Raw genomic sequence first — 20988 nt, forward strand, 5'->3', positions numbered from 1 at the left:
GCCGTTCAGCCGCGCAGGCGCGCTGCAGCGCCGTCGATCGACGCCTTCAGCTCGTCGTAGTTCCGGTTCACCGGGAACTGCGGGAACTGCGCAACGATGCTCTCGGGCGGGTGGATGAAGAAGCCGGCGTCGGCGGCGCCGAGCATGCCGGTGTCGTTGTACGAGTCGCCGGCGGCGATGACCTGGAAGTTCAGCGACTTCAGCGCGTTGACCGCGTGGCGCTTCTGGTCGGGCTGGCGCAGTTTGTAGTCGGCGACGTAGCCTTCGGCGTCGATCTCCAGCCGGTGGCAGAACAGCGTCGGGCGGCCGAGCTGGCGCATCAGCGGGTCGGCGAACTCGTAGAAGGTGTCCGACAGGATGATCACCTGGTAGCGCGAGCGCAGATCGTCGAGGAACTCGCGTGCGCCGGGCAGCGGTGCCATGCCGGCGATGACCTCCTGGATGTCGGCCAGCTTCAGGCCGTGCTCGCGCAGCATCGCCAGGCGCCAGCGCATCAGCTTGTCGTAGTCGGGCTCGTCGCGTGTCGTGCGCGAGAAGGCGGCGATGCCGGTGCGTTGCGAGAACGCGATCCAGATCTCGGGGACCAGCACCCCTTCGAGGTCGAGGCAGACGACTTGCATGGGGCGCGATCCTAGCGCAGCGCTGCATCGTGCCGTCGCCGCCGCATCAAGCGTGATTTCTCCACGACCGGAGGGTCGTCAAGCCCCCAGCGGACGTCGGATGCGCGTGGCGCGGCGCGCCGCCGCTATGCTTTCCGGCTGGATCAACCGATGGATACGTGATGGCCGAGGGCAAGGCCGACGGCCAGGAGCCGGCCGGCGCCGAACTGCTGGACAAGGTACGCCGCGAACTCTCGCGCCAGCAAGGGCGCGCCGAGGGTCCGCTGTACCGTGTCGTCGAGGTCGGGCGCGACAGCGACGGGCGGCTCGTCAAACACGCCCAGATCTGGCACAGCGACCTGTCGGTGGCGCGGCGTTTCGGCCGCGCGCTGGCGGCCAACTCGGTCGCCCAGCAGGTCACCGTGACTGACAGCGCCGGCAACGTGCTCGAGGAGATCTCCCCGCCGCCGCCTGGCGTGCTGCCGCCCGGCTGGGATGGCTGGCGCGACCTGCCGCTGCCGCCGCTGCCGCGGCCCAAGCCGGCGAAACCCAAGCCCACCTTCGGCAGCGTGCCGGCGGCACTGGCGCGCTCGCACCCGCCTGCACCGTCTGCACCGCCTTCGCCGCCGCCGGTGCTGCCGGTGCTCGGGGCGGCTGCGGCCGCGGCCGCGCCGGCTGGCGACGCCGCGCCCCGGACACTGCTGCCGCAAACCGCGCCGCCGCCGGCTGGCGATGGCAAGCCCCCGGGCGAAGACGGCGACGACGTCGCCATCGTGCTGCCCTGAGGCGTCCGCCGTTCAGGGCGTGCTGCCGTACTGGCTGTCGAGCCAGCGCATGCGCCGGGTCAGCCAGTTCTTGAGGTAGCGCACTTCCTCGTCGTAGGTGTCGTAGACGACGTGGTTGGGCCAGACGTAGCTGCCCAACAGCGGCCAGCGCTGGAAGTTGCGCTGCTGCGCCTCCTGCAGCGCCTTGACCGTCACGTCGACATGGAACTGCAGTGCGTCGGCCCGGGCATACAGCCGGCTCCACTGGCGCCGCACCTCGGTGTCGAAACCCGGGGTCTGGAAGGCGTGGTTCATGTAGACGCGATGGCGCATCGAGAAGCCCTCGGTCTTCCAGTCGTCGTTGAAGTCGACGTTGCCCGCGGCGATGTCGAAGTCCCAGACAGGCCCGAAACGCAGCGGCCCGTCGTCACGTCGGTACATGAAGGTGCTGCTGTTGAACGCGTCGGTGTTGCGCATCAGTTCGTTGACCAGATAGAAGCTGGCCATCGACGCGACATCGGCGCGCTCGAAGCTCGCCGGCGAATGCGCGTACAGCGCGTCCTCGAAGGCGTTCATGAAGTCGCGGATCGCCTCGGTCTGCGGCCCGGTGGCGTCGGACTTGACGACGTAGGGACTGCCCCGCGTGGTCTTGAACCAGAGGTCCTCGCTGGCGTAGCGCGTATCCCACTCGACCAGGAAACCGGGGCTGGCCTCGTCCTCCGCACCGATGTCGACCCGGTCCTCGCCGGTCTCGACGTGCTCGGTGAGCTGGTACAGCCCCTGGTACTCGCCGTTGAGCTCGAGCTCGACGTAGCGCGAGCGCGGCACGTACTCCATCTCCAGCAGCCTGGCGACGCAGAACGCCACCTCGTTGCGCAGCATCGTCTTGTCGGAGTAGTTGGCCAGCAGCGCCCAGTCCTTCTCGGCGGGCATGCCGTACAGCGGGGTCGACTCGTCGAGCTTCAGGCGGTACGGCTTCTTGGGCATCGTCCAGGTGCTGTTGCCGCGGCCGCGGATGCGCGTGTCGAGCTTGCGGCCGTCGATCCAGACCTCGGCGTCGACGTAGTCCTCGGTCGACAGGATGTCCCGGCCCCCTGCGGTGCGGATGGAGACCGTCTGCGGGCGAGCGGCGCCGCAGGCGGTTTCGGGCAGAGTGCCGGTGTCCGGCGGGGTGGTGTCGCCGCCACCGCCGCCGCAGGCGGCCAGAAGCGCCACGGCGGTGCAGCAGAGAGCGGATCGAAGCAAGGTGAACATGTCGGGGGCATGACGTGGTGTAACCGGGCGAGGCTAAGGCAATGTCGCCGCCGGCTCGTCCGGCTCATCCCCCTGACGAGGGTGCGTACCCGCTACTCGGCGCTGCCCAGCGTCACCGTCACGCTGCGCGACTGGCCGGCACGCCAGACGGTCAGCGTCACGCGTTCGCCCGGCTGGCGCGTCTCCAGCAGCGACAGGATGTCGTCCAGGCTGTCGACCGCCTCGCCGGCCACCGCGGTGATGACGTCGCCGGCGACGATCTGCGAGCCGCGCCCGCGCTGGAAGGGTTTCAGGCCCGCCTTGGCCGCCGGGCTGCCCGGCTGAACCTGCACCAGCGGCACGCCGCGTGGCAGGCCCAGCGCCCGCGTCAGGTTGGCCGGGCCGGCGGTCACGCCGAGAGCCGGGCGCAGGAAACGCCCGTCGCGGATCAGCCGCGGCACGATGCGGTTGACCTCGTCGACGGGGATCGCGAAGCCGATGCCGGCGCTGGCGCCGCTGGGGCTGGCGATCTGGGTGTTGACGCCGATCAGCCGGCCGGCGCTGTCGAGCAGCGGGCCGCCGGAGTTGCCGGGGTTGATCGCGGCGTCGGTCTGGATCACGCCGCGGATCGTGCGGCTGTTGAAGGACTCGATCTCGCGCCCGAGCGCGCTGACGATGCCGGTGGTCAGCGTCTGATCCAGCCCGAAGGGGTTGCCGATGGCGTAGACCCGCTGGCCGACGCGCAGCTCGCGGCTGGTGCCGAGGGCGATCGGCGGCAGCTTCTCGCGCGGCGCCTTGATGCGCAGCACCGCCAGGTCGCGGTCGGGGAAGGCGCCGACGAGTTCGGCCTCGAAGCTCGTCTGGTCGGCCAGCGTCACCTGGGCGCCGCTGCCGCCCTGGATGACGTGGAAATTGGTGACGATGTGGCCGGCCTCGTCCCAGACGAAGCCGGTGCCGGTGCCGGCCGGCACCTGCTGCACGTTCAGCGAGAAGAAGTCGCGCCGCGCCGCCAGCGTCGTGATGTGCACGACCGAGGGCGAGGCCTTGCGGAAGAGTTCGATGTTGGCCGTCTCTTCGGCGGCCAGCGGGCCGCGCGGCGTCACGGCGCGTGGCCCGGCTTCGGTGCGCGCCTGCAGCGGCAGCGCCAGGCCGGCGAGGATCAGGGCGAGGGCGATCGGATGTCGTTTCATCGTCTGCGGGGCGGGCCGGCGGCACCGCCAGAGGCTCGGACCAGGCCTGATTTTCGCAGCCGGTGCGGGTGCTTCAGCTCACGATGTACGAGCCCGAGCCGGTGGCGACCAGCTGGCCGGCGTCGTCGACCAGCCGCATCTGCGTCGAGCCGACACGCCCGCCCAGCCGCGTAACCTCGGCGTGGGCGACGTAGCGTGGCGCCAGCCCGGGGCGCAGAAAGTCGGTGCGCAGGTCGATCGTGCCCATGCGTGCAAAACGCTGCAGCACCTGCTGGGCGTCGTCGGCCGGGTGGCGTTCGGCGATCGCGACCATCAGCGCCAGCGCGCCGGTGGCGTCCAGCGTCGCCGAGATCGCGCCGCCGTGCAGGCGCTGGTGCAGGAAGTGGCCGATCAGCTCGGGCCGCATCTCGAACGACAGCCGCACGTCGCCCGGCACCAGCGACTCGACCTTCAGCCCCAGCACGCGGTTGAAGACGATCTGCTGCTCGAACATCTCGGTGAAGGCCGCTTCCAGCCGCTGCTGCTCGGCGGCGCTGCGGCGTGGCGCGGGTGGCGTCGTCACGGCGCCAGCCCCAGGCGCGCGCGCGCCTGGGCAGGGGTCGCGATGGCGCGGCCGGCGCGGCGTGCGCAGTCGGCCAGGGCTTCGATCAGCTCACCGTTGCCGCGCGCGCGCCGGCCGTCGGGCAGATAGAAGGTGTCCTCGAGCCCGGTGCGCAGCATGCCGCCCAGATCGGCCGCCTGCTGGTGCACCGGCCAGATCTCGGCGCGGCCGATCAGCGTCGCCTGCCAGACGGCGCCCGGCGGCGCGTAACCCGGCAGCAGCGCCAGCAGCGCGGCGTCGCAAGGCATGCCGCTGGCCACGCCCATCACGAAGTTCAGCTCGGGCGTGCCGTCGACCAGGCCGGCTTTGGCGAACAGGCCGACGCTGCGCACGATGCCGACGTCGAAACACTCGAACTCCGGGTGCGTGCCGCATTCGCGCATCACGGCGATGAAGCGTTCGATCTTGTCGACCGGGTTGTCGAAGACCATCGGCGGCCAGGCCCAGCGGCCGTCTTCGCGCAGCTTCAGGTAATTCAGGCTGCCGGCGTTGCAGGCCGCGATCTCGGGGCGCACGCGGCGGATGCAGGCCGCCGGGCCTGCTATGTCGGGGCCGAGCACGCCGGTCGTCAGGTTGAGGATGACGCCGGGGCAGGCCGCGCGGATGGCGTCGCAGACGGCGGCGGCGACCTCCGGGTCCCAGCTCGGCATGAAACCGCGGCCGGGCGCCTGGTCGCGCAGGTGCACGTGCATCACGCTGGCGCCGGCGTCGAAGGCGGCGCGCGCCTCGCGTGCCATCTGCTCGGGCGTCACCGGCACCGGGTGCTGGTCGGGGTTGGTCAGCACGCCGGTCAGCGCGCAGGTCAGGATCGCGGGTTCGAGGCTCATGCATCCAGCTCCAGTTCGACCAGCAGCGCCCCGGCGGCTACCGGGTCCTTGGCGGCGGCGTGCACCGCGCGCACGCGGCCGGCGGCACCGGCCTCGAGCCACATCTCCATCTTCATCGCCTCGACGCAGGCCAGGCGCTGGCCGGCTTGCACACGATCGCCCGGCACCACCAGCACCTGGGCGACGACGCCGGCCATCGGCGCGCAGGCGCGCGAGGCGTCTTCGGCCACCTCGCGTGCGCCGGCCGCGGGCTCGCTGAAGACGAAGACCTCCCCGTCCAGCGCCAGGTGCAGCGTGGCGCCGTCGCGGCGTGCCAGTGCGTCGCGCTGCAGGCCGTCGGCTTCCCAGCGCACGCGGCCGTCGTCGGCCCAGGCGAGCACGCGCAGGCCGGGCGGCGGCGCTCGCAGCGTGCGGCGCTCGCCGTCGCAGGCCAGCGTCAGATCGCTGCCCGCCAGGCCGGCGGGCCGCCAGCCGGTGCCGGTGGCGATCAGCGCCGCGGCCAGCGACCACGCGGCCTCGGGCGGGCAAGGGCGCTGCAGCAGCGGTTCGCCGTGTTCGGCCCATTCGTCCAGGCGTGTCGTCGTCAAACGCGCGGCGACGAAGTCCGGGTGTGCCAGCAGCGCGCGCAGGAAACCGGCGTTGCTGCGCAGGCCCAGCAGCGGCGCATCGGCCAGCGCGCGGCGCAGCCGGCGCAAGGCGTCGGCGCGGTCGCGGCCGTGGGCGACGAACTTGGCGACCATCGCGTCGTAATACGGCGGCACTTCGCCGCCTTCGGCCAGGCCGTGGTCGACGCGCAGCCCGGCGTCTTCGGGCCGCCAGTGCAGCACACGCCCGGTCTGCGGCGTCCAGCCGGCATACGGGTCCTCGGCGTAGAGCCGGGCTTCGACCGCGTGGCCGTCGAAGCGTATCTGGTCCTGCGTCAGCGGCAGCGGCTCGCCGGCGGCGATGCGCAGCTGCCATTCGACCAGGTCCAGCCCCGTGATCGCCTCGGTGACAGGGTGCTCGACCTGCAGCCGGGTGTTCATCTCGAGGAAGAAGTGCCGGCCCTCGGCGTCGACGACGAACTCGACGGTGCCGGCGCCGCGGTAGCCGACGGCCAGCGCCGCGGCCACCGCGTCGCGGCCCATCGCGGCGCGCATTTCGGGGCCGACGATCGGCGAGGACGCTTCTTCGACGACCTTCTGCCGCCGCCGCTGCGCCGTGCAGTCGCGCTCGCCGAGGTGCACGGCGTGGCCCTGCGCGTCGGCGAAGACCTGGACCTCGACGTGGCGCGCGCCGGTGATCAGCCGTTCCAGCATCAGCCGGCCGTCGCCGAAAGCGCTCTCGGCTTCGCGCCGGGCGCCGGCCAGCGCCGCGGCCAGCTCGTCGGCGCGGCGCACCAGGCGCATGCCGCGCCCGCCGCCGCCGGCCACGGCTTTCACCAGCAGCGGCAGGCCCAGGGCTTCGGCCTCGGCCGCGAGCCGCGCCTCGTCCTGCTCGTCGCCCAGGTAACCCGGCGCGCAAGGCACGCCGGCGGCGAGCATGCGGCGCTTGGCGCCGGCCTTGTCGCCCATCGCGCGGATGGCTTCGGCCGGCGGGCCGATGAAGACGAGACCGGCGGCCTCGACCGCGGCGGCGAAGTCGGCGCGTTCGGACAGGAAACCGTAGCCGGGGTGCACGGCGTCGGCGCCGCTGCGGCGCGCTGCGTCCAGCACCGCGGCGACGTTCAGATAGGACTCCGACGCCGGCCCCGGCCCCAGCCGCACGGCGACGTCGGCCTGGCGCACGTGCGGCGCGGCCGCGTCGGCGTCGCTGTAGACCGCCACCGTGCGGTAACCCAGCCGCCGAGCGCTGCGCATCACGCGGCAGGCGATCTCGCCGCGGTTGGCGACGAGCACGGTCTCGAAGGGCCGGCTCATCGGGGTGCCCAGGCCGCGGCGCGGCGTTCGAGGAAGGCCGTCGTGCCTTCGACGCCTTCAGGCCCGAGCGCGGCACGCGAGAACAGCTCGGCCGCGTGCGCCACCATGCCGGCCGCCGGCTGCAGCCGCGCCTGCGCGACCAGCGCCTTGCTCGCGGCGATGGCGCCGGGTGCGCAGCGCAGGATGTCGCCGAGCACCCGCTCCAGCGCGTGGTCCAGCGCGCCGGTGGCGTGCAGCTCGTGCACCAGCCCGAGCGCCAGTGCGGCCTGGGCGTCGAGCTTGCCGCCGCAGACCGCCAGCCGCCGCGCCTGCGACGGCCCCAGGCGTTCGACGAGGAAGGGCGCGATCTGCGCCGGCACCAGCCCGAGCGAGGTTTCGGGCAGGCGGAAGACCGCGCTGGTCGCGGCGACCGCGACGTCGGCGACGCAGGCCAGCCCCAGACCCCCGCCCATCACGCTGCCTTCGAGCAGGGCGACGGTGGCCAGCCCCGTCTGCGCGAACGCGACGCAGAGTTCGCCGAAGGCGGCACTCACCTTCTCGATCGCCTTCGGGTCCTCGGCCAGCCGCAGGCGCGCCGCGGCCATGTCGGCGAGGTCGGCTCCGGCGCAGAAGTGGCCGCCGGCGCCACGCAGCACGACGATGCGCACGCGGCCGCCGGCTTCGGCCTCGGCGAGCGCGCTGCGCAGCGCCAGCACCATCTCCAGCGACATCGCGTTGCGCACCTCGGGGCGCGAGAGCGTCAGCGTCAGCACGCCGCGCCCGTCTTCGTGGACGAGGACCGGGGTGTTCATCGACGCCCCGGCAAGGTGCCTTCGAGCTTGCAGAGGATGCCCAGCATCACCTCGTCGGCACCGCCGCCGATCGACACCAGGCGCGAGTCGCGCCAGGCCTGAGAGATCGGGTTCTCCGGCGTGTAGCCCATGCCGCCCCAGTACTGCAGGCAGCTGTCGGTGACCTCGCGCGAGAGCCGCCCGCACTTGAGCTTGGCCATGCTCGCCAGCCGCGTGACGTCCTGGCCGGCGACGTAGAGCTCGACGGCGCGGTAGGTCAGCGCACGCAGCGCCTCGACCTCGGTGCGCAGCTCGGCCAGGCGGTAGTGCACGACCTGGTTGTCGAGGATGGACTTGCCGAAGGCCTGGCGCTGGCGGGTGTAGTCGATCGTCAGGTCGATCAGCCGGTCCAGGCTTTTCAGCGACGAGGCCGCGCCCCACAGCCGCTCCTCCTGGAACTGCAGCATCTGGAAGGTGAAGCCCATGCCTTCCTGGCCGATCAGGTAACGCCGCGGCACACGCACGTTGTCGAAGAACAGCTGCGCGGTGTCGCTCGAATGCATGCCGATCTTGCGGATCTTCTGCCGCGTGATGCCCGGCGCGTCCATCGGCACGACGATCAGGCTCTTGTTGCGGTGCGGCGGGCCCTCGCTGGTGTTGGCCAGCAGGCAGCACCAGTCGGCCTTCAGGCCGTTGGTGATCCACATCTTCGTGCCGTTGATGACGTAGTCGCCGCCTTCGGTGCGCGCCGTCGTCTTCACCGCGGCGACGTCGCTGCCGCCGCCGGGCTCGCTGACGCCCAGGCAGGCGACGTAGTCGCCGGCGATCGTCGGCACGAGGAATTCGCGCTTCAGCTCCTCGCTGCCGAAACGCGCCAGCGCCGGCGTCGCCATGTCGGTGTGCACGCCGATGGCCATCGGCACGCCGCCGCATTGGCAGGCGCCCAGCGCCTCGGCCATCACCATCGAGTAGCTGAAGTCCAGCCCGGCGCCGCCGTATTCGGTCGGGTACTTCAGGCCCAGCAGCCCCAGGTCGCCGAGCTTCTTGAAGACCTCGTGGCTGGGGAACTCCTCGGCCGCCTCCCAGGCGGCGACGTGCGGGTTCAGCTCCTTGTCGACGAAGCGGGTGACGATGTCCTCGATCTGGCGGTGTTCGGGTGTGAACTGCATCCGGTGTCTCCTCGGTGTTCGCGGGGTCAGAAGCGCGCGACGCCGTAGCTGTTGGGGCGCAGCTGGCGGCACCCGGCCTCTTCGGCAATCGACAGGCACAGGCCCAGCACGCGGCGCGTGTCGCGCGGGTCGACGATGCCGTCGTCCCACAGCCGCGCGGTGCCGAACAGCGCCGTGCTCTCGGCGTCCAGGCGCCGGCGCAGCGCGTCGCTCATCGCCGCCAGCGCGGTTTCGTCGGCGGGCAGGCCCAAACGTTTCAGCTTCTGGCGGTTCAGCAAATCCATCACCTGCGCCGCCTGGGCGCCGCCCATCACCGCGGTGCGCGCGCTGGGCCAGGCGAAGATGAAACGCGGGTCGAAACCGCGCCCGCACATGCCGTAGTTGCCGGCGCCGTAGCTGCCGCCGAGCACGACGGTGAACTTCGGCACGCGCACGTTGGCCACCGCCTGGATCATCTTGCTGCCGTGTTTGATCGCGCCGGCGCGTTCGGCCTCGCGGCCGACCATGTAGCCGGTGGTGTTCTGCAGGAACACGAGCGGCGTGCCCGACTGGTCGCACAGCTGCATGAACTGCGCCGCCTTGGTCGAGCCGGCGGGCTGGATCGGGCCGTTGTTGCCGACGAGGCCGACGTCGTGGCCCATCAGCCGCGCGTGGCCGCAGACGGTGTCGGGCGCGTAGCCGGCCTTGAACTCGAGGAACTCCGAGCCGTCGACGAGACGGGCGACGACCTCGCGCACGTCGTAGGGCGTGCGCTCGTCGGCGGGCACGATGCCCATCAGCTCCTCGGCCGGGTACAGCGGCTCGGGCGCGGGCGGCGGCGCGGCGACCGTGTCCCAGGGCAGGCGGGCGAGCAGCTCGCGCGTGATCTGGATCGCGTGCGCGTCGTCCTCGGCCAGGTACTCGCCCAGGCCGGTGAACTGGGCGTGCAGTTCGGCGCCGCCCAGCTCTTCGTCGGTCGCGTCCTCGCCGATCGCGGCCTTCACCAGCGGCGGGCCGGCAAGGTAGATGGTGGAACGCCCGCGCACCAGCACGACGTAGTCCGACAGCCCCGGCAGGTAGGCGCCGCCAGCGGTGGACGAGCCGTGCACGACGGCGATCTGCGGAATGCCGGCAGCCGACAGCCGCGCCTGGTTGGCGAAGCTGCGCCCGCCGTCGACGAAGATCTCCGCCTGGTACATCAGGTTGGCGCCGCCGGACTCGACCAGCGCCACCAGCGGCAGCTTGTTCTCGCGCGCCAGCTCCTGCGCACGCAGCGCCTTCTTCAGCCCCATCGGCGCGACCGTGCCGCCTTTCACGGCGCTGTCGCTGGCGCTGACCATCACGCGCCGCCCGGCGACCGTGCCGATGCCGACGATGGCGCCGCCGCCGAGCACGCTCTTGCGGCCATCGTCGTCGTGCATGCCCAGGCCGGCCAGCGGCGACAGCTCGAGGAAGTCGCTGCCGCGGTCGAGCAGGCGCGCGACGCGTTCGCGCGGCAGCAGCTGGCCACGCGCGGCGAACTTCTCCGCCTTGCTGGCCGACTCGGCGACGACCTTGGCTTCGAGTGCGCGCACCTCGGCCAGGCGTTCGTGCATGCGTGCCGCGTTGGCGGCGAAGGCCGCCGAACGCGGGTCCAGCCGGGAGGCGAGCGCGGGCATCAGCGCAGCACCTCGGGCGTCGTGGCCCGGTGGAAACCGTCGAAGGGCGCCGAGCGTGCCGTGCGCCCCATCGGGAAGCTCTGATTGCCCAGCGGCGCGCCGCCGTCGATCGGCAGCGTGACGCCGGTGACGAAGGCCGCCGCCGGCGACAGCAGGAAGACGATGGCCGCGCTCACTTCCGCCTCGACGCCCAGCCGGCGCAGCGGCACCTGGCCGGCGAGCGAGGCGATGATGGGTTTCATCTCCGGGCCGTAGCGGTCCAGGCCGCTGGAGGCGATCCAGCCCGGCGCGACGGCGTTGACACGCACGCCGGCGTGCGCCCACTCGAAGGCCGCCGTCATCGTCAGATTGGCCATGCCGGCGCGTGCCGCGCCGCTGTGGCCCATGCCGGGCATGCCGTTGCGGAAATCGGCGGTCATGTTGACGATCGCGCCGCCACCGCCCTGCATGCTCTGCAGGAACACCTCGCGCATCATCAAGAAGCCGCCGCTCAGGTTGTTGGCGACGACGGCGTCGAAGCCTTTTTTCGAGATCGCCATCAGCGGCGCCGGGAACTGGCCGCCGGCGTTGTTGACGAGGCCGGCGATGGCGCCGTGTTCGGCGACGACGCGGGCGACGGCGGCCTTCACCGCGTCTTCGTCGCGGATGTCGAGCACCACGGCCTCGCAGCGGCCGCCGTCCTCGGCGATCTCGGCGGCCACACGCGCCAGCTTGTCGGCCTGACGGCCGCTGACGACGACCGTGGCGCCGAGTGCCGCCAGCTCGTGCGCGACGCAGCGGCCGATGCCGCTGCCGCCGCCGGTGACCCAGTGCAGCTGGCCGGCGAACAGGCCGGGACGGAACACGCTGCGGTAGCCGGACTCGTTCATCTCGCCTCGCCGTCGTGGTGATGCGCAGGCATTAGGCGCGGTGGGTAACGTTAACGTCAACCGGGTGACGGGTTGGTGATTTCCATGATCTCAAGGGCATGCGCGACGACTACGATGCGCCGCACCCACCCAGGAGCCCCGATCCGATGGACCTTCAAGCCTGCACTGAGGAACTGCGCCGCAAGGTCGGCGAGTCCAGCGGCCTGAACGCGACGCTGAAGTTCGACTGCGGCGCCGACGGCGTCGTCGTCGTCGACGGGCGCGCCGTGCCGAACACCGTCGACAACGTCGACCGCGAGACCGACTGCACCGTCGGCATCACGCACGACAACCTGGTCGCGATGATCAAGGGCGAGCTGCAGCCGGCGACCGCGTTCATGACCGGCAAGATCAAGGTCAGCGGCGACATGAGCGTGGCGCTGAAGCTCCAGCGCATCGTCTAGCATCCCGCGATGCTCGACACCCCGGATCGACCCGATGACACCGCCGCACAGGCGGTGGTCGCGTCGCACCGCGACACCGACACCGGCGAGCTGTTCGGCATCACCGAGCTGTGCCGCGAGTTCGGCATCACGCTGCGCACGATCCGCTTCTACGAGGACAAGGGCCTGCTGGCGCCGCGGCGTGTCAACGGTGCGCGGGTCTACACCCGGCGCGACCGCGCGCGGCTGGCGCTGATCCTGCGCAGCAAGGCCATCGGCGCCTCGCTGGCCGAGATCAAGCACTACCTGGACCTCTACGGCGACAACGGCGAGGGCCGCACGCAGCAGCTGGCCTACGTCGTCGAACGCACCGACCTGGCGATCCGCGAGCTGGAAGCCAAACGAGCCGGCCTCGACGCCACGCTGGCCGAGCTGCGGCTGATCAACGAGACCGCGCGCCGCCAGCTCGACGGCGGCTGAACGCGGCCGCGCGCTGGCGTGGCGTCCGTTTTTGGACTACGATGGTTTTGTAGTCTGATGCTGGATGCCATGCGCCTCGTCGCCACCGAATCGATCCCCGCCTTTGCCGACGTCTGCGACGAACGCATGGCCGCGGCCGGCCTGCGCGCCTTCGGGCGCATCGCCGAGGCCTGGGGCTTGAGCGTCGACGAGCAGCTGGTGCTGCTGGGCCAGCCGGCACGCTCGACCTTCTTCGCCTGGCGCCAGCACCCCGAGAAGGCGCGGCTGTCGCGCGACACGCTGGAGCGCCTGTCCAACCTGCTGGGCATCTACAAGGCGCTGCAGATCCTGCTGCCCGAGCCGGCCGCCGCCGACGCCTGGGTGCGCCAGCCCAACAGCGCCGAGGCCTTCGGCGGCCGCAGCGCGCTTGAGCGCATGCTGGCCGGCAACGTCGGCGACCTGAACTTCGTGCGCCGCTACCTCGACGGCGTGCGCGGCGGCGGCTGGTCCTGAACACGCCCGACGTCCGCCGCGTCCGCTGGACGCAGGCCTGCCGCATCGTGCCGACACGCTACCCGTCGGTGACGCTGTTCGACCGTGTCGCCGACGCCGAGGACTTCGACGCGCTGTACGCCCTGGAGGCGCTGACCAACGAACGCCTGCGCGAGGAGCTGGGTCACGTCGAGCGCGTGCCGCGTGCCGAGCGTGTCTTCGGGCCCGGCAGCGGGCCGGTGATGGCCGCGTTCACCCACGTGAACCCACAAGGCAGCCGTTTCTCCGACGGCCGCCAGGGCGTGTTCTACGCCGCGCACGACCGCGCCACCGCGATCGCCGAGACGCGCTACCACCACGCGCGTTTCCTCGCCGCGACGCGCCAGCCGGCGATGCACCTGCCGATGCGGCTGTACCACGTGCCGATCGACGCCCGGCTGCACGACCTGCGCCTGCCCGGCGCGGTCGACGACGCGGTCTATGCGCCGGGCGACTACAGCGCCTCGCGTGCGCTGGCCGCCACGCTGCGCGCCGCCGGTTCGCACGGCGTCGTCTACCGCAGCGTGCGCCATGCCGGCGGCGAATGCGTCGGCCTGTTCCGCCCGCGTGGCGCCGGGCCCTGCCTGCACGCCGCGCACCTGCTCTACGCCTGGGACGGGCAGGGCTTCGCCGACGTTTACGAGAAAACAGCATGAGCCGGGGGGCTGAACGCTTCGACCGCCTGGACGCGCTGCGCGGCCTGGCCATCGTCTGGATGGCGGCCTACCACTTCGTGTTCGACCTGAACCACTTCCGGCTGCTGGATGCGCGCCAGGACTTCTACGGCGATCCGTCCTGGACGCTGCAACGCACGGCCATCGTCAGCCTGTTCCTGTTCTGCGCCGGGCTCGGCCAGGCCGCGGCACTCGACGCCGGCCAGGGCTGGCCGCGTTTCTGGCGCCGCTGGGCGCAGGTGGCGGGCTGCGCGCTGCTGGTCAGCGCCGGCTCGGCGACGATGTTCCCGCACAGCTGGATCAGCTTCGGCGTGCTGCACGGCATCGCGCTGATGCTGATCGTCTCGCGCCTGGCCGCGCCGCTGGGGCGCTGGCTGTGGCCGCTGGGCGCGGTGGCCGTCGTGCTGCCCTTCGTCTGGCAGCACCCGTTCTTCGACACACGCTGGGCGAACTGGGTCGGCCTGGTGACGCACAAGCCGGTCACCGAGGACTACGTGCCGCTGCTGCCCTGGCTGGGCGTGATGCTCTGGGGGCTGGCGGCCGGGCAGTGGGCGCTGGAAAGGCGGCGCGGCTGGCTGACCGGCGTGCTGCCGCGCGCCCTGGCGCCGCTGGCGCTGCTGGGGCGCTGGTCGCTGTCGTTCTACATGGTCCACCAGCCGGTGTTCATCGGCACGCTGACGGCGCTGCTGTCGCTGGGGCTGATCGGGCGCTGATCGGTGCGCCGTCCGGGCGGCTACGATGCGCGCCTTCGTCCCGCCGCCCCTGCGGCGGGCGCAATTCCAGGTGAACCCCGTGAGCAACAAGGTCCTGTTCGGCTTCCATGCCGTGACGGTGCGGCTGAAGACCGCGCCGCAGTCGGTCAAGGAGATCCACGTCGACGCGACGCGCCGCGACGCGCGCATGCGCCAGTTCGTCGAGCGGGCCGAGGCCGCCGGCGCGAAGCTGGTCGACAGCGACGGCGATCGCCTGACCCAACTCGCCGGCAGCGGCCGCCACCAGGGTGTGGTGGCGCGCGTGACGCCGCTGGCGCCCACGCATTCGCTGGACGACGCGCTCGACGCCGCCGCCGGCGCGCCGCTGGTGCTGGTGCTCGACGGCGTCACCGACCCGCACAACCTCGGCGCCTGCCTGCGCGTGGCCGACGGCGCCGGCGCCTGCGCCCTCGTCGCGCCCAAGGACCACGCGGTCGGCCTGAACGCGACGGTGGCCAAGGTCGCCAGCGGCGCCGCCGAGACCGTGCCCTACCTGATGGTGACCAACCTCGCGCGTTCGCTGGGCGAGATGAAGGAGCGCGACATCCGCGTCATCGGCACCTCGGACGACGCGACGAAGACGATCTACGACGTCGACCTGAGCGGCCCGGTGGCGCTGGTGCTCGGCGCCGAGGGCCACGGCATGCGCCAGCTCACGCGCAAGACCTGCGACGAGCTGGTGCGCATCCCGATGCAGGGTGCGGTCGAGAGCCTGAACGTCTCGGTCGCCGCCGGCATCTGCCTGTACGAGGCACTGCGCCAGCGCTCGCGCTGAGGCGGCGCCGATCTGCCGCAAGGCCGCGCCGGTGGCCACTGGCTACACTGGCGGGATCACCGAATTCCGAGTTTCAACATGCCTGTCATCGAAGTCCGCCACCCGCTGGTGCGCCACAAGGTCGGCCTGCTGCGCGAGAAAGACATCTCGACGAAGAAGTTCCGCGAGCTGACCAACGAGATCGCGCGCCTGCTGGCCTACGAGGCGACGGCCGACTTCCCGCTGGAGCCGATCCAGATCGACTGCTGGAGCGGCCCGGCGACGATCGAGCAGATCGCGGGCCGCAAGGTCACCGTGGTGCCGATCCTGCGCGCCGGCATCGGCATGCTCGATGGCGTGCTCGACATGGTGCCCAACGCCAAGGTCAGCGTCGTCGGCCTGTCGCGCAACCACGAGACGCTGCAGCCCGAGCACTACTTCGAGCGTTTCGTCGGCCATCTGGACGAGCGCACCGCGCTGATCGTCGACCCGATGCTGGCCACGGCCGGCTCGATGATCGCGACGATCGACCTGCTCAAGCGCCGCGGCTGCAACGACATCCGCGCGCTGGTGCTGGTGGCGGCACCCGAGGGCATCAAGGCGCTGAACGCCGCGCATCCGGACGTGCGCTGCTGGACGGCGGCCATCGACAGCCACCTCGACGAGAACGGTTACATCATCCCCGGCCTGGGCGACGCGGGCGACAAGATCTTTGGCACGAAGTAGGAGCCCCGGCCGCCTGGCGGCCGCCCCCCGAGGGGGCAACCTGACCGGACCGGGAGACCCGGATCCGGTCAGGCGCGTTAACACTGCCGCTCCCCCTGACCGCCTTCGGCGGTCTGTCCCCGAGGGGAAGGCGGGCTTGCTGTGCGCTTCTCCTGACCGCCTGCGGCGGTCTGTCCCCGAGGGGAAGGCGGGCTTGCTGTGCGCTTCCCCTGACCGCCTGCGGCGGTCTGTCCCCGCGGGGACGAAGGCGTCACGTTGTCTGGCTTACCGGAGCACCTTCAGGGCGTCCGGGTTGACGATGTTCGTCGGGTTGTTGTTGACGAAGTTGATGACGTTGTCGAACGCGGCGCCGAAGTAGGTTTCGTAGCTGTCCTGCTCGACGTAGCCGATGTGCGGGGTGCACACGGCGTTCTCCAGGCGCAGCAGCGGGTGGCCCTGGAGGATGGGTTCGCTCTCGAAGACGTCGACGGCGGCCATGCCGGGGCGGCCCTTGTTCAGGGCCGACACGAGCGCGTTCTCCTCGACGATCTCGGCGCGCGAGGTGTTGACGAACAGCGCCGTCGGCTTCATGCGTGCCAGGTCGTCGAGCTTGACCATGCCGCGTGTCGTCTCGCCCAGGCGCAGGTGCATGCTGATCACGTCGCACTGCTCGAAGAAGGCGTCACGGCTCGGCGCGGACTGGTGGCCGTCGGCCCCGGCGTGGGCGCGCGACTCCTCGCTGCCCCAGACCATGACGTTCATGCCGAAGGCGCGGCCGTAGCCGGCGACCATGCGGCCGATGCGGCCGTAGCCCCAGATGCCCAGCGTCTTGCCGTGCAGCACCATGCCGATGCCGAAGTTCGGCGGCATCGACGCCGACTTCAGCCCCGACTGCTGCCACGCGCCGTGCTTGAGGTTGCCGATGTACTGCGGCAGCCGGCGCATCGAGGCCATGATCAGCGCCCAGGTCAGCTCGGCCGGCGCCACCGGCGAGCCCACGCCCTCGGCCACGGCGATGCCCAGCCGCGTGCAGGCGGCGACGTCGATGTGCGGGCCCACGCGCCCGGTCTGGGCGATCAGCTTGAGCCGCGGCAGCTTCTCCAGCAGCGCGCGCGGGAAGTGCGTGCGCTCGCGGATCAGCACCAGCACGTCGGCGTCGCGCAGCCGCACCGAGAGCTGGCCGATGCCCTTGACCGTGTTGGTGAACACCTTCGCGTTCAGCGGCTCGAGCCGGGTCGCGCAGCGGAGCTTGCGGACCGCGTCCTGGTAGTCGTCGAGGATGATGATGTTCATGGGCGTATGGCCGCATTGTCGCGGCGCGCGGCGCCCAAGGCCGTGCCCGGCCGGGGGATGCCGGGCGCCGCCCGCTCAGCGCAGCTTCTTCGTCGAGACCTTGGCCTTGGCCTTGGGCGCAGGCGCCTTGGTCGCCGTGGCCTTGCCCTTGGCGGCCTTGGCCACCGGCCGCTTGGACGCCGCCGGCCTGGCGCTGCGCGCCGGGCCCGAGGCGACCATCACGACGATCTTCTGCCCGGGCTTGAAGCTCGCCCGCGTGCCGACGCCGTTCCATTGGGCCACCTGCGAGGCGCTGACCTTGTAGCGCCTGGCGATCGTCGCGACGGTGTCGCCGCGGCCGGCCTTGAGCGTCAGCCTGCGCATCGGCCGGGCCTCGGGTGCGAGCACCATCATCGCGTTCTCGGCGACGTGTTCGTCGACGTCGCGGGTGGCATGCGCGGCACGCAGCACCAGCAGCGTCGAGCCGACCTTGACCAGCATGCGCGGCGGGATGCGGTTGATCTCGCGCAGCTGCGCCTCGGGCATGCCCACCTGACGCGCGGCCTCGGCAGGCTTGAGCGTGCGCGGCGCCACCCAGGCCGTCCACGACGCCAGCGGGCCGCGGTGCTCCTTCAGCCGCTGCACGAACTCGTTGGCGTTGTCGTAGGGCAGCAGCACACGCGGCGTGGCCGCGGCCAGGATCACCGGCTTGTTCATCTGCGGGTTCAGCGCCTGGAACTCCTCCAGGCTCAGGCCCGCCAGGCGCGCGGCGAGCGCGACGTCGATGTCGCGGTCGATCGGCACGCTGAGGAAGAACGGGTGGTTCTCCAGCGCCGGCAGCGAGATCGAGAAGGCCTCGGGCTGCGAGATCAGGTTCTTGACCGCCTGCAGCTTGGGCACGTAGTTGCGTGTCTCGGCCGGCATGCGCAGCGAGGCGTAGTCGGTCGGCAGCCCGGCCTTCATGTTGCGCGCGATCGCCCGCTGCACGTTGCCCTGGCCCCAGTTGTAGGCCGCCAGCGCCAGGTGCCAGTCGCCGAACTGGCTGTACAGGCGCTGCAGGTAGTCGAGCGCGGCACGCGTGGACGCCAGCACGTCGCGGCGGTCGTCGCGAAACAGGTTCTGCTTGAGTTCGAAGTCGCGCCCGGTCATCGGCATGAACTGCCACATGCCCGCCGCACGTGCACTGGACAGCGCCTGCGGATTGAAGGCGCTCTCGATGAAAGGCAGCAGCGCGAGCTCGGTCGGCAGGCCGCGGCGCTCGACCTCCTCGATGACGTGGAACAGGTAGCGGCCACCACGCTCGGTCATGCGCGCCACGTACTCGGGCCGGGTGGCATACCACTGTTCCCACTTGTGCACGTAGTCGTCGTCGAGCTCGGCCATCGAGAAGCCGGTGCGCACGCGGGCCCAGAGGTCGACGTCGGCGGCCGCGGCGACATCGGCGCGCGTCGCGTCGGCGGCGGTCGCGGGCTCGGCTTCCAGCGGCGGGGCCGGCACCAGCTCGGGCCGCGAGGCGCCGTCGCGGGAGAGGATCAGTGCACCGGGTGTCGGGCCGTCGGCAGGGCGCGGGCCGGCGGCAGGCGCCGAGTCCGGCTTGGCGGAGATCGCCGCCGTCGGCTCGCCGCCGGCAGCCGGTGAGATCGGCGTGCCGGCGCAGCCGGCCAGAAAAGCCGCCAGCGTGGCGGCTGCCAGGGCGCCGAAGCGCCTCGGCGAAGGCGTCGGGGGAGTCATCGGTATCGGTTCTTCCAGTCTCGCAGGGCGGCGAAAACGTCGACTTCTTGCGGGGAGGCGGCGCCCTGCGCCTGCGCGGCCGCCACGACGGCGGCCACGCGGCAACGCAGGAACGGATTGATTTCGCGCTCGGTGGCCAGCACCGCGGGCAGTGTGAGCCGGCCCGCCGCGCGACGGGCCTGACACAGCGCAGTGTAGGCCGCGATCGTCTCGTTGCCGGGTTCTACCGCCGCGGCGAAGGCCAGGTTGGAGAGCGTGTACTCGTGTGCGCAGCACACGCGGGTGTCCTCGGGCAGTGCGGCCAGCCGGGCCAGCGAGGCGGCCATCTGCGCCGGCGTGCCCTCGAACAGGCGGCCGCAGCCGGCCGAGAACAGCGTGTCGCCGCAGAACAGCAGCGGTTCGCGCCCGGCGTCGCGCTCGAAGAAGGCGACGTGGCCGGCCGTATGGCCCGGCACGTCGATCACCTCGAAAGCGTGGCCGAACAGCTCGATGCGGTCGCCGTCCGCCACGGGCACGAAGGGGGTGGGGATGGGCTCCCGGGCGGGCCCCCACACGGGGCCCTGCAGCCGGGACCGAAGGGCGGCAATGCCGCCGACATGGTCCCCGTGGTGGTGCGTCACTAGAATCGCGCCGAGGCGCAAGCCGCGGGCGTCGAGTTCGGCGGCCACCGGCGTCGCGTCCCCCGGATCGACCACCGCGGCGTCGCGGCCGTCGTGCAGCATCCAGATGACGTTGTCGGCAAGGGCGGGGATGGCGACCAGATTCATATGACGCGCGACCAGTCGATTATAGAGTTGGGGGTCTGGCTCCGATCCCCGGCCGGCCGCTATCTGCTGGAGTGGGAGCAGGACCGCCTGGATCACGCGGTGACCGATGCTTTCGGTTTTCACGCGTTGCAACTGGGCATGCCCGAGATCCAGGGCCTGCGTGCCAACCGCATGCCGCACCGCTGGGTCGCCTGCGGCTCGCTGGTGCCACCCGAGAGCATCGAACTGCCACCGCCGCGTGACGTGCTGATCACCACGCGCCCGGCGCCGGTGTCGCTGTACTGCGAGTTCGACGCGCTGCCGTTCCCCCAGCACAGCGTCGACCTGGTCGTGCTGCCGCACGCGCTGGAGCTGGCCGCCGACCCGCATCAGCTGCTGCGCGAGGTCGAGCGCATCCTCGTGCCCGAGGGCCGCGTCGTGATCTCCGGGCTCAATCCGGCGAGCCTGTGGGCGCTGCGCCAGCGCGCCGGCAACGCGCGTCGCGGCATCGGCCTGGGCCGCGGCAGGCCCACCTATCTGCCGCGGGCCGGCGAGTTCATCGGCTACTGGCGGCTGCGCGACTGGCTGCGGCTGCTGGGTTTTCACATCGAGAGCGGGCGCTTCGGCTGCTACCGCCCGCCGCTGTCGTCCGAGCGCTGGCTCCAGCGTTTCGACTGGATGGACCCGGTGGGCGACCGCTGGTGGCCGGTGCTGGGCGCGGCCTATTTCCTGGTGGCCGTCAAACGCGTGCGTGGCATGCGCCTGGTCGGCCTGTTGAAGAACGAACGCCGCCGCGTCAAGGCGGCGACGGCCGCGGTCGCGAACCGTGAGCCGGTGGAAGCGGACATCTGAATGAACGAAGTGGTGATCTACACCGACGGTGCCTGCAAGGGCAACCCGGGGCCGGGCGGCTGGGGCGCCTGGCTGCGCAGCGGCGAACACGAGAAGGAACTCTGGGGCGGCGAGCCGCTGACGACCAACAACCGCATGGAGCTGATGGCGGTGATCCAGGCGCTCGCCAGCCTGAAGCGGCGCTGCAAGGTCGCGATCTACACCGACAGCGAGTACGTGCGCAACGGCATCACGAGCTGGATCCACGGCTGGAAGCAGCGTGGCTGGCGCACCGCCGACAAGAAGCCGGTGAAGAACGCCGAGCTCTGGCAGCAGCTGGAGGCGCTGGCCTCCTCGCACGACACGTCCTGGCACTGGGTGAAGGGCCACGCCGGCGACCCGGGCAACGAACGTGCCGATGCGCTGGCCAACCGCGGCTGCGAGACGGCGCGGCGCTGAATGTCCCGATCCCTGCGGGCGTGAGCGCCCTCCGTAACCGGCTGTCGCAACGAAACGCTACATTCGGCGGTTCGCCTTTCGACGGAGTGCAGGGG

At 71.6% G+C, this 20988-nt stretch carries 23 protein-coding genes; 10 read left to right on the top strand and 13 right to left on the bottom strand.

Annotated features, from left to right (window positions below; genetic code table 11):
* Positions 1-5 precede the first annotated feature (5 nt).
* Positions 6-620, bottom strand: coding sequence for a bifunctional phosphoserine phosphatase/homoserine phosphotransferase ThrH (thrH, locus tag EV684_RS06695; RefSeq protein WP_132645460.1), 615 nt, complete (start codon positions 618-620; stop codon positions 6-8).
* 161 nt (positions 621-781) lie between these two features.
* On the opposite strand from thrH, the gene EV684_RS06700 reads away from it, so the two are divergent.
* Positions 782-1384, top strand: a complete 603-nt coding sequence (locus EV684_RS06700) for a hypothetical protein (RefSeq protein ID WP_242478368.1) — start codon at positions 782-784, stop codon at positions 1382-1384.
* A 12-nt stretch (positions 1385-1396) separates the two neighbouring features.
* Here the strand turns inward: EV684_RS06700 and EV684_RS06705 are convergent, their stop codons facing one another.
* The 9 genes from EV684_RS06705 to EV684_RS06745 all read right to left on the bottom strand — a co-directional run bounded on the left by EV684_RS06705 (position 1397) and on the right by EV684_RS06745 (position 11557).
* Positions 1397-2578, bottom strand: coding sequence for a CotH kinase family protein (locus EV684_RS06705; protein WP_165908409.1), 1182 nt, complete (start codon positions 2576-2578; stop codon positions 1397-1399).
* 131 nt (positions 2579-2709) lie between these two features.
* Positions 2710-3786 (bottom strand): S1C family serine protease, encoded by a 1077-nt coding sequence (locus EV684_RS06710; RefSeq protein WP_132645464.1) that lies wholly within the window; start codon positions 3784-3786, stop codon positions 2710-2712.
* A 73-nt stretch (positions 3787-3859) separates the two neighbouring features.
* On the bottom strand, positions 3860-4348 hold the full coding sequence (locus tag EV684_RS06715) for a thioesterase family protein (RefSeq protein WP_132645465.1): 489 nt from the start codon (positions 4346-4348) through the stop codon (positions 3860-3862).
* On the bottom strand, positions 4345-5214 hold the full coding sequence (locus tag EV684_RS06720; protein ID WP_132645467.1) for a BKACE family enzyme: 870 nt from the start codon (positions 5212-5214) through the stop codon (positions 4345-4347). Before EV684_RS06720 ends, EV684_RS06715 begins: the two co-directional genes overlap by 4 nt.
* A complete protein-coding gene (locus tag EV684_RS06725) occupies positions 5211-7112 on the bottom strand; it encodes an acetyl/propionyl/methylcrotonyl-CoA carboxylase subunit alpha (protein ID WP_132645469.1) in 1902 nt (633 codons plus the stop codon). The genes EV684_RS06720 and EV684_RS06725 overlap by 4 nt, the downstream gene beginning before the upstream one ends.
* Positions 7109-7903: an enoyl-CoA hydratase/isomerase family protein gene (locus EV684_RS06730; RefSeq protein ID WP_132645471.1), complete on the bottom strand. Its 795-nt coding sequence runs from the start codon at positions 7901-7903 to the stop codon at positions 7109-7111. The genes EV684_RS06725 and EV684_RS06730 overlap by 4 nt, the downstream gene beginning before the upstream one ends.
* Positions 7900-9051: an acyl-CoA dehydrogenase family protein gene (locus EV684_RS06735; protein ID WP_132645473.1), complete on the bottom strand. Its 1152-nt coding sequence runs from the start codon at positions 9049-9051 to the stop codon at positions 7900-7902. Before EV684_RS06735 ends, EV684_RS06730 begins: the two co-directional genes overlap by 4 nt.
* 26 nt (positions 9052-9077) lie before the next feature.
* Complete coding sequence (locus EV684_RS06740; RefSeq protein ID WP_132645475.1) at positions 9078-10688, bottom strand: acyl-CoA carboxylase subunit beta; 1611 nt, start codon at positions 10686-10688, stop codon at positions 9078-9080.
* Positions 10688-11557, bottom strand: coding sequence for an SDR family oxidoreductase (locus tag EV684_RS06745; RefSeq protein WP_132645477.1), 870 nt, complete (start codon positions 11555-11557; stop codon positions 10688-10690). Before EV684_RS06745 ends, EV684_RS06740 begins: the two co-directional genes overlap by 1 nt.
* A gap of 146 nt (positions 11558-11703) precedes the next feature.
* On the opposite strand from EV684_RS06745, the gene EV684_RS06750 reads away from it, so the two are divergent.
* From EV684_RS06750 to upp, 7 genes are all read left to right on the top strand, one after another.
* Positions 11704-12000: an SCP2 sterol-binding domain-containing protein gene (locus tag EV684_RS06750; protein ID WP_132645479.1), complete on the top strand. Its 297-nt coding sequence runs from the start codon at positions 11704-11706 to the stop codon at positions 11998-12000.
* A gap of 9 nt (positions 12001-12009) precedes the next feature.
* Positions 12010-12459, top strand: coding sequence for a MerR family transcriptional regulator (locus EV684_RS06755; protein WP_132645481.1), 450 nt, complete (start codon positions 12010-12012; stop codon positions 12457-12459).
* A 69-nt stretch (positions 12460-12528) separates the two neighbouring features.
* Positions 12529-12951, top strand: a complete 423-nt coding sequence (locus tag EV684_RS06760; RefSeq protein WP_132645692.1) for an MbcA/ParS/Xre antitoxin family protein — start codon at positions 12529-12531, stop codon at positions 12949-12951.
* A 47-nt stretch (positions 12952-12998) separates the two neighbouring features.
* Positions 12999-13625, top strand: coding sequence for an RES family NAD+ phosphorylase (locus tag EV684_RS06765; RefSeq protein WP_132645482.1), 627 nt, complete (start codon positions 12999-13001; stop codon positions 13623-13625).
* Positions 13622-14356 (top strand): DUF1624 domain-containing protein, encoded by a 735-nt coding sequence (locus tag EV684_RS06770; RefSeq protein WP_132645484.1) that lies wholly within the window; start codon positions 13622-13624, stop codon positions 14354-14356. Before EV684_RS06765 ends, EV684_RS06770 begins: the two co-directional genes overlap by 4 nt.
* 25 nt (positions 14357-14381) lie before the next feature.
* Entirely contained in the window at positions 14382-15170 is a 789-nt protein-coding gene (gene rlmB / locus EV684_RS06775) for a 23S rRNA (guanosine(2251)-2'-O)-methyltransferase RlmB (RefSeq protein ID WP_132645486.1), read from the top strand.
* Positions 15171-15248: 78 nt separating this feature from the next.
* Positions 15249-15875 carry a uracil phosphoribosyltransferase gene (gene upp, locus EV684_RS06780; RefSeq protein ID WP_132645488.1) on the top strand — a complete coding sequence of 209 codons (627 nt, stop codon included), beginning with the start codon at positions 15249-15251 and terminating at the stop codon, positions 15873-15875.
* A gap of 264 nt (positions 15876-16139) precedes the next feature.
* Here the strand turns inward: upp and EV684_RS06785 are convergent, their stop codons facing one another.
* The 3 genes from EV684_RS06785 to gloB form a co-directional block, all read right to left on the bottom strand.
* Positions 16140-17147, bottom strand: coding sequence for a D-2-hydroxyacid dehydrogenase family protein (locus EV684_RS06785; RefSeq protein ID WP_132645489.1), 1008 nt, complete (start codon positions 17145-17147; stop codon positions 16140-16142).
* A 75-nt stretch (positions 17148-17222) separates the two neighbouring features.
* Positions 17223-18857 (bottom strand): transglycosylase SLT domain-containing protein, encoded by a 1635-nt coding sequence (locus EV684_RS06790; RefSeq protein ID WP_132645491.1) that lies wholly within the window; start codon positions 18855-18857, stop codon positions 17223-17225.
* Complete coding sequence (gene gloB, locus EV684_RS06795; protein ID WP_132645493.1) at positions 18854-19624, bottom strand: hydroxyacylglutathione hydrolase; 771 nt, start codon at positions 19622-19624, stop codon at positions 18854-18856. Before gloB ends, EV684_RS06790 begins: the two co-directional genes overlap by 4 nt.
* Between gloB and EV684_RS06800 the strand changes: the two genes are divergently transcribed.
* Together EV684_RS06800 and rnhA are read left to right on the top strand one after the other, a co-directional pair.
* Positions 19625-20455: a class I SAM-dependent methyltransferase gene (locus tag EV684_RS06800; RefSeq protein ID WP_132645495.1), complete on the top strand. Its 831-nt coding sequence runs from the start codon at positions 19625-19627 to the stop codon at positions 20453-20455.
* Positions 20456-20893, top strand: a complete 438-nt coding sequence (gene rnhA, locus EV684_RS06805) for a ribonuclease HI (RefSeq protein WP_132645497.1) — start codon at positions 20456-20458, stop codon at positions 20891-20893.
* The last annotated feature ends 95 nt before the right edge of the window (positions 20894-20988 follow it).

It is taken from the genome of Rubrivivax gelatinosus, from assembly GCF_004340905.1.
Taxonomy (GTDB): Bacteria; Pseudomonadota; Gammaproteobacteria; order Burkholderiales; family Burkholderiaceae_C; genus Rubrivivax; species Rubrivivax gelatinosus.

What these genes read in the sequence shown, in the direction of transcription:
- rlmB (WP_132645486.1), top strand. Translation starts at nt 14,382, where the DNA reads ATGCGCGCCTTCGTCCCGCCGCCCCTGCGGCGGGCGCAATTCCAGGTG.
- EV684_RS06745 (WP_132645477.1), bottom strand. Translation starts at nt 11,557, where the DNA reads ATGAACGAGTCCGGCTACCGCAGCGTGTTCCGTCCCGGCCTGTTCGCC.
- EV684_RS06755 (WP_132645481.1), top strand. Translation starts at nt 12,010, where the DNA reads ATGCTCGACACCCCGGATCGACCCGATGACACCGCCGCACAGGCGGTG.
- thrH (WP_132645460.1), bottom strand. Translation starts at nt 620, where the DNA reads ATGCAAGTCGTCTGCCTCGACCTCGAAGGGGTGCTGGTCCCCGAGATC.
- EV684_RS06700 (WP_242478368.1), top strand. Translation starts at nt 782, where the DNA reads ATGGCCGAGGGCAAGGCCGACGGCCAGGAGCCGGCCGGCGCCGAACTG.
- EV684_RS06770 (WP_132645484.1), top strand. Translation starts at nt 13,622, where the DNA reads ATGAGCCGGGGGGCTGAACGCTTCGACCGCCTGGACGCGCTGCGCGGC.
- EV684_RS06720 (WP_132645467.1), bottom strand. Translation starts at nt 5,214, where the DNA reads ATGAGCCTCGAACCCGCGATCCTGACCTGCGCGCTGACCGGCGTGCTG.
- EV684_RS06750 (WP_132645479.1), top strand. Translation starts at nt 11,704, where the DNA reads ATGGACCTTCAAGCCTGCACTGAGGAACTGCGCCGCAAGGTCGGCGAG.
- EV684_RS06800 (WP_132645495.1), top strand. Translation starts at nt 19,625, where the DNA reads ATGACGCGCGACCAGTCGATTATAGAGTTGGGGGTCTGGCTCCGATCC.
- EV684_RS06785 (WP_132645489.1), bottom strand. Translation starts at nt 17,147, where the DNA reads ATGAACATCATCATCCTCGACGACTACCAGGACGCGGTCCGCAAGCTC.
- EV684_RS06790 (WP_132645491.1), bottom strand. Translation starts at nt 18,857, where the DNA reads ATGACTCCCCCGACGCCTTCGCCGAGGCGCTTCGGCGCCCTGGCAGCC.
- gloB (WP_132645493.1), bottom strand. Translation starts at nt 19,624, where the DNA reads ATGAATCTGGTCGCCATCCCCGCCCTTGCCGACAACGTCATCTGGATG.
- EV684_RS06710 (WP_132645464.1), bottom strand. Translation starts at nt 3,786, where the DNA reads ATGAAACGACATCCGATCGCCCTCGCCCTGATCCTCGCCGGCCTGGCG.
- EV684_RS06740 (WP_132645475.1), bottom strand. Translation starts at nt 10,688, where the DNA reads ATGCCCGCGCTCGCCTCCCGGCTGGACCCGCGTTCGGCGGCCTTCGCC.
- rnhA (WP_132645497.1), top strand. Translation starts at nt 20,456, where the DNA reads ATGAACGAAGTGGTGATCTACACCGACGGTGCCTGCAAGGGCAACCCG.
- upp (WP_132645488.1), top strand. Translation starts at nt 15,249, where the DNA reads ATGCCTGTCATCGAAGTCCGCCACCCGCTGGTGCGCCACAAGGTCGGC.
- EV684_RS06730 (WP_132645471.1), bottom strand. Translation starts at nt 7,903, where the DNA reads ATGAACACCCCGGTCCTCGTCCACGAAGACGGGCGCGGCGTGCTGACG.
- EV684_RS06735 (WP_132645473.1), bottom strand. Translation starts at nt 9,051, where the DNA reads ATGCAGTTCACACCCGAACACCGCCAGATCGAGGACATCGTCACCCGC.
- EV684_RS06725 (WP_132645469.1), bottom strand. Translation starts at nt 7,112, where the DNA reads ATGAGCCGGCCCTTCGAGACCGTGCTCGTCGCCAACCGCGGCGAGATC.
- EV684_RS06760 (WP_132645692.1), top strand. Translation starts at nt 12,529, where the DNA reads ATGCGCCTCGTCGCCACCGAATCGATCCCCGCCTTTGCCGACGTCTGC.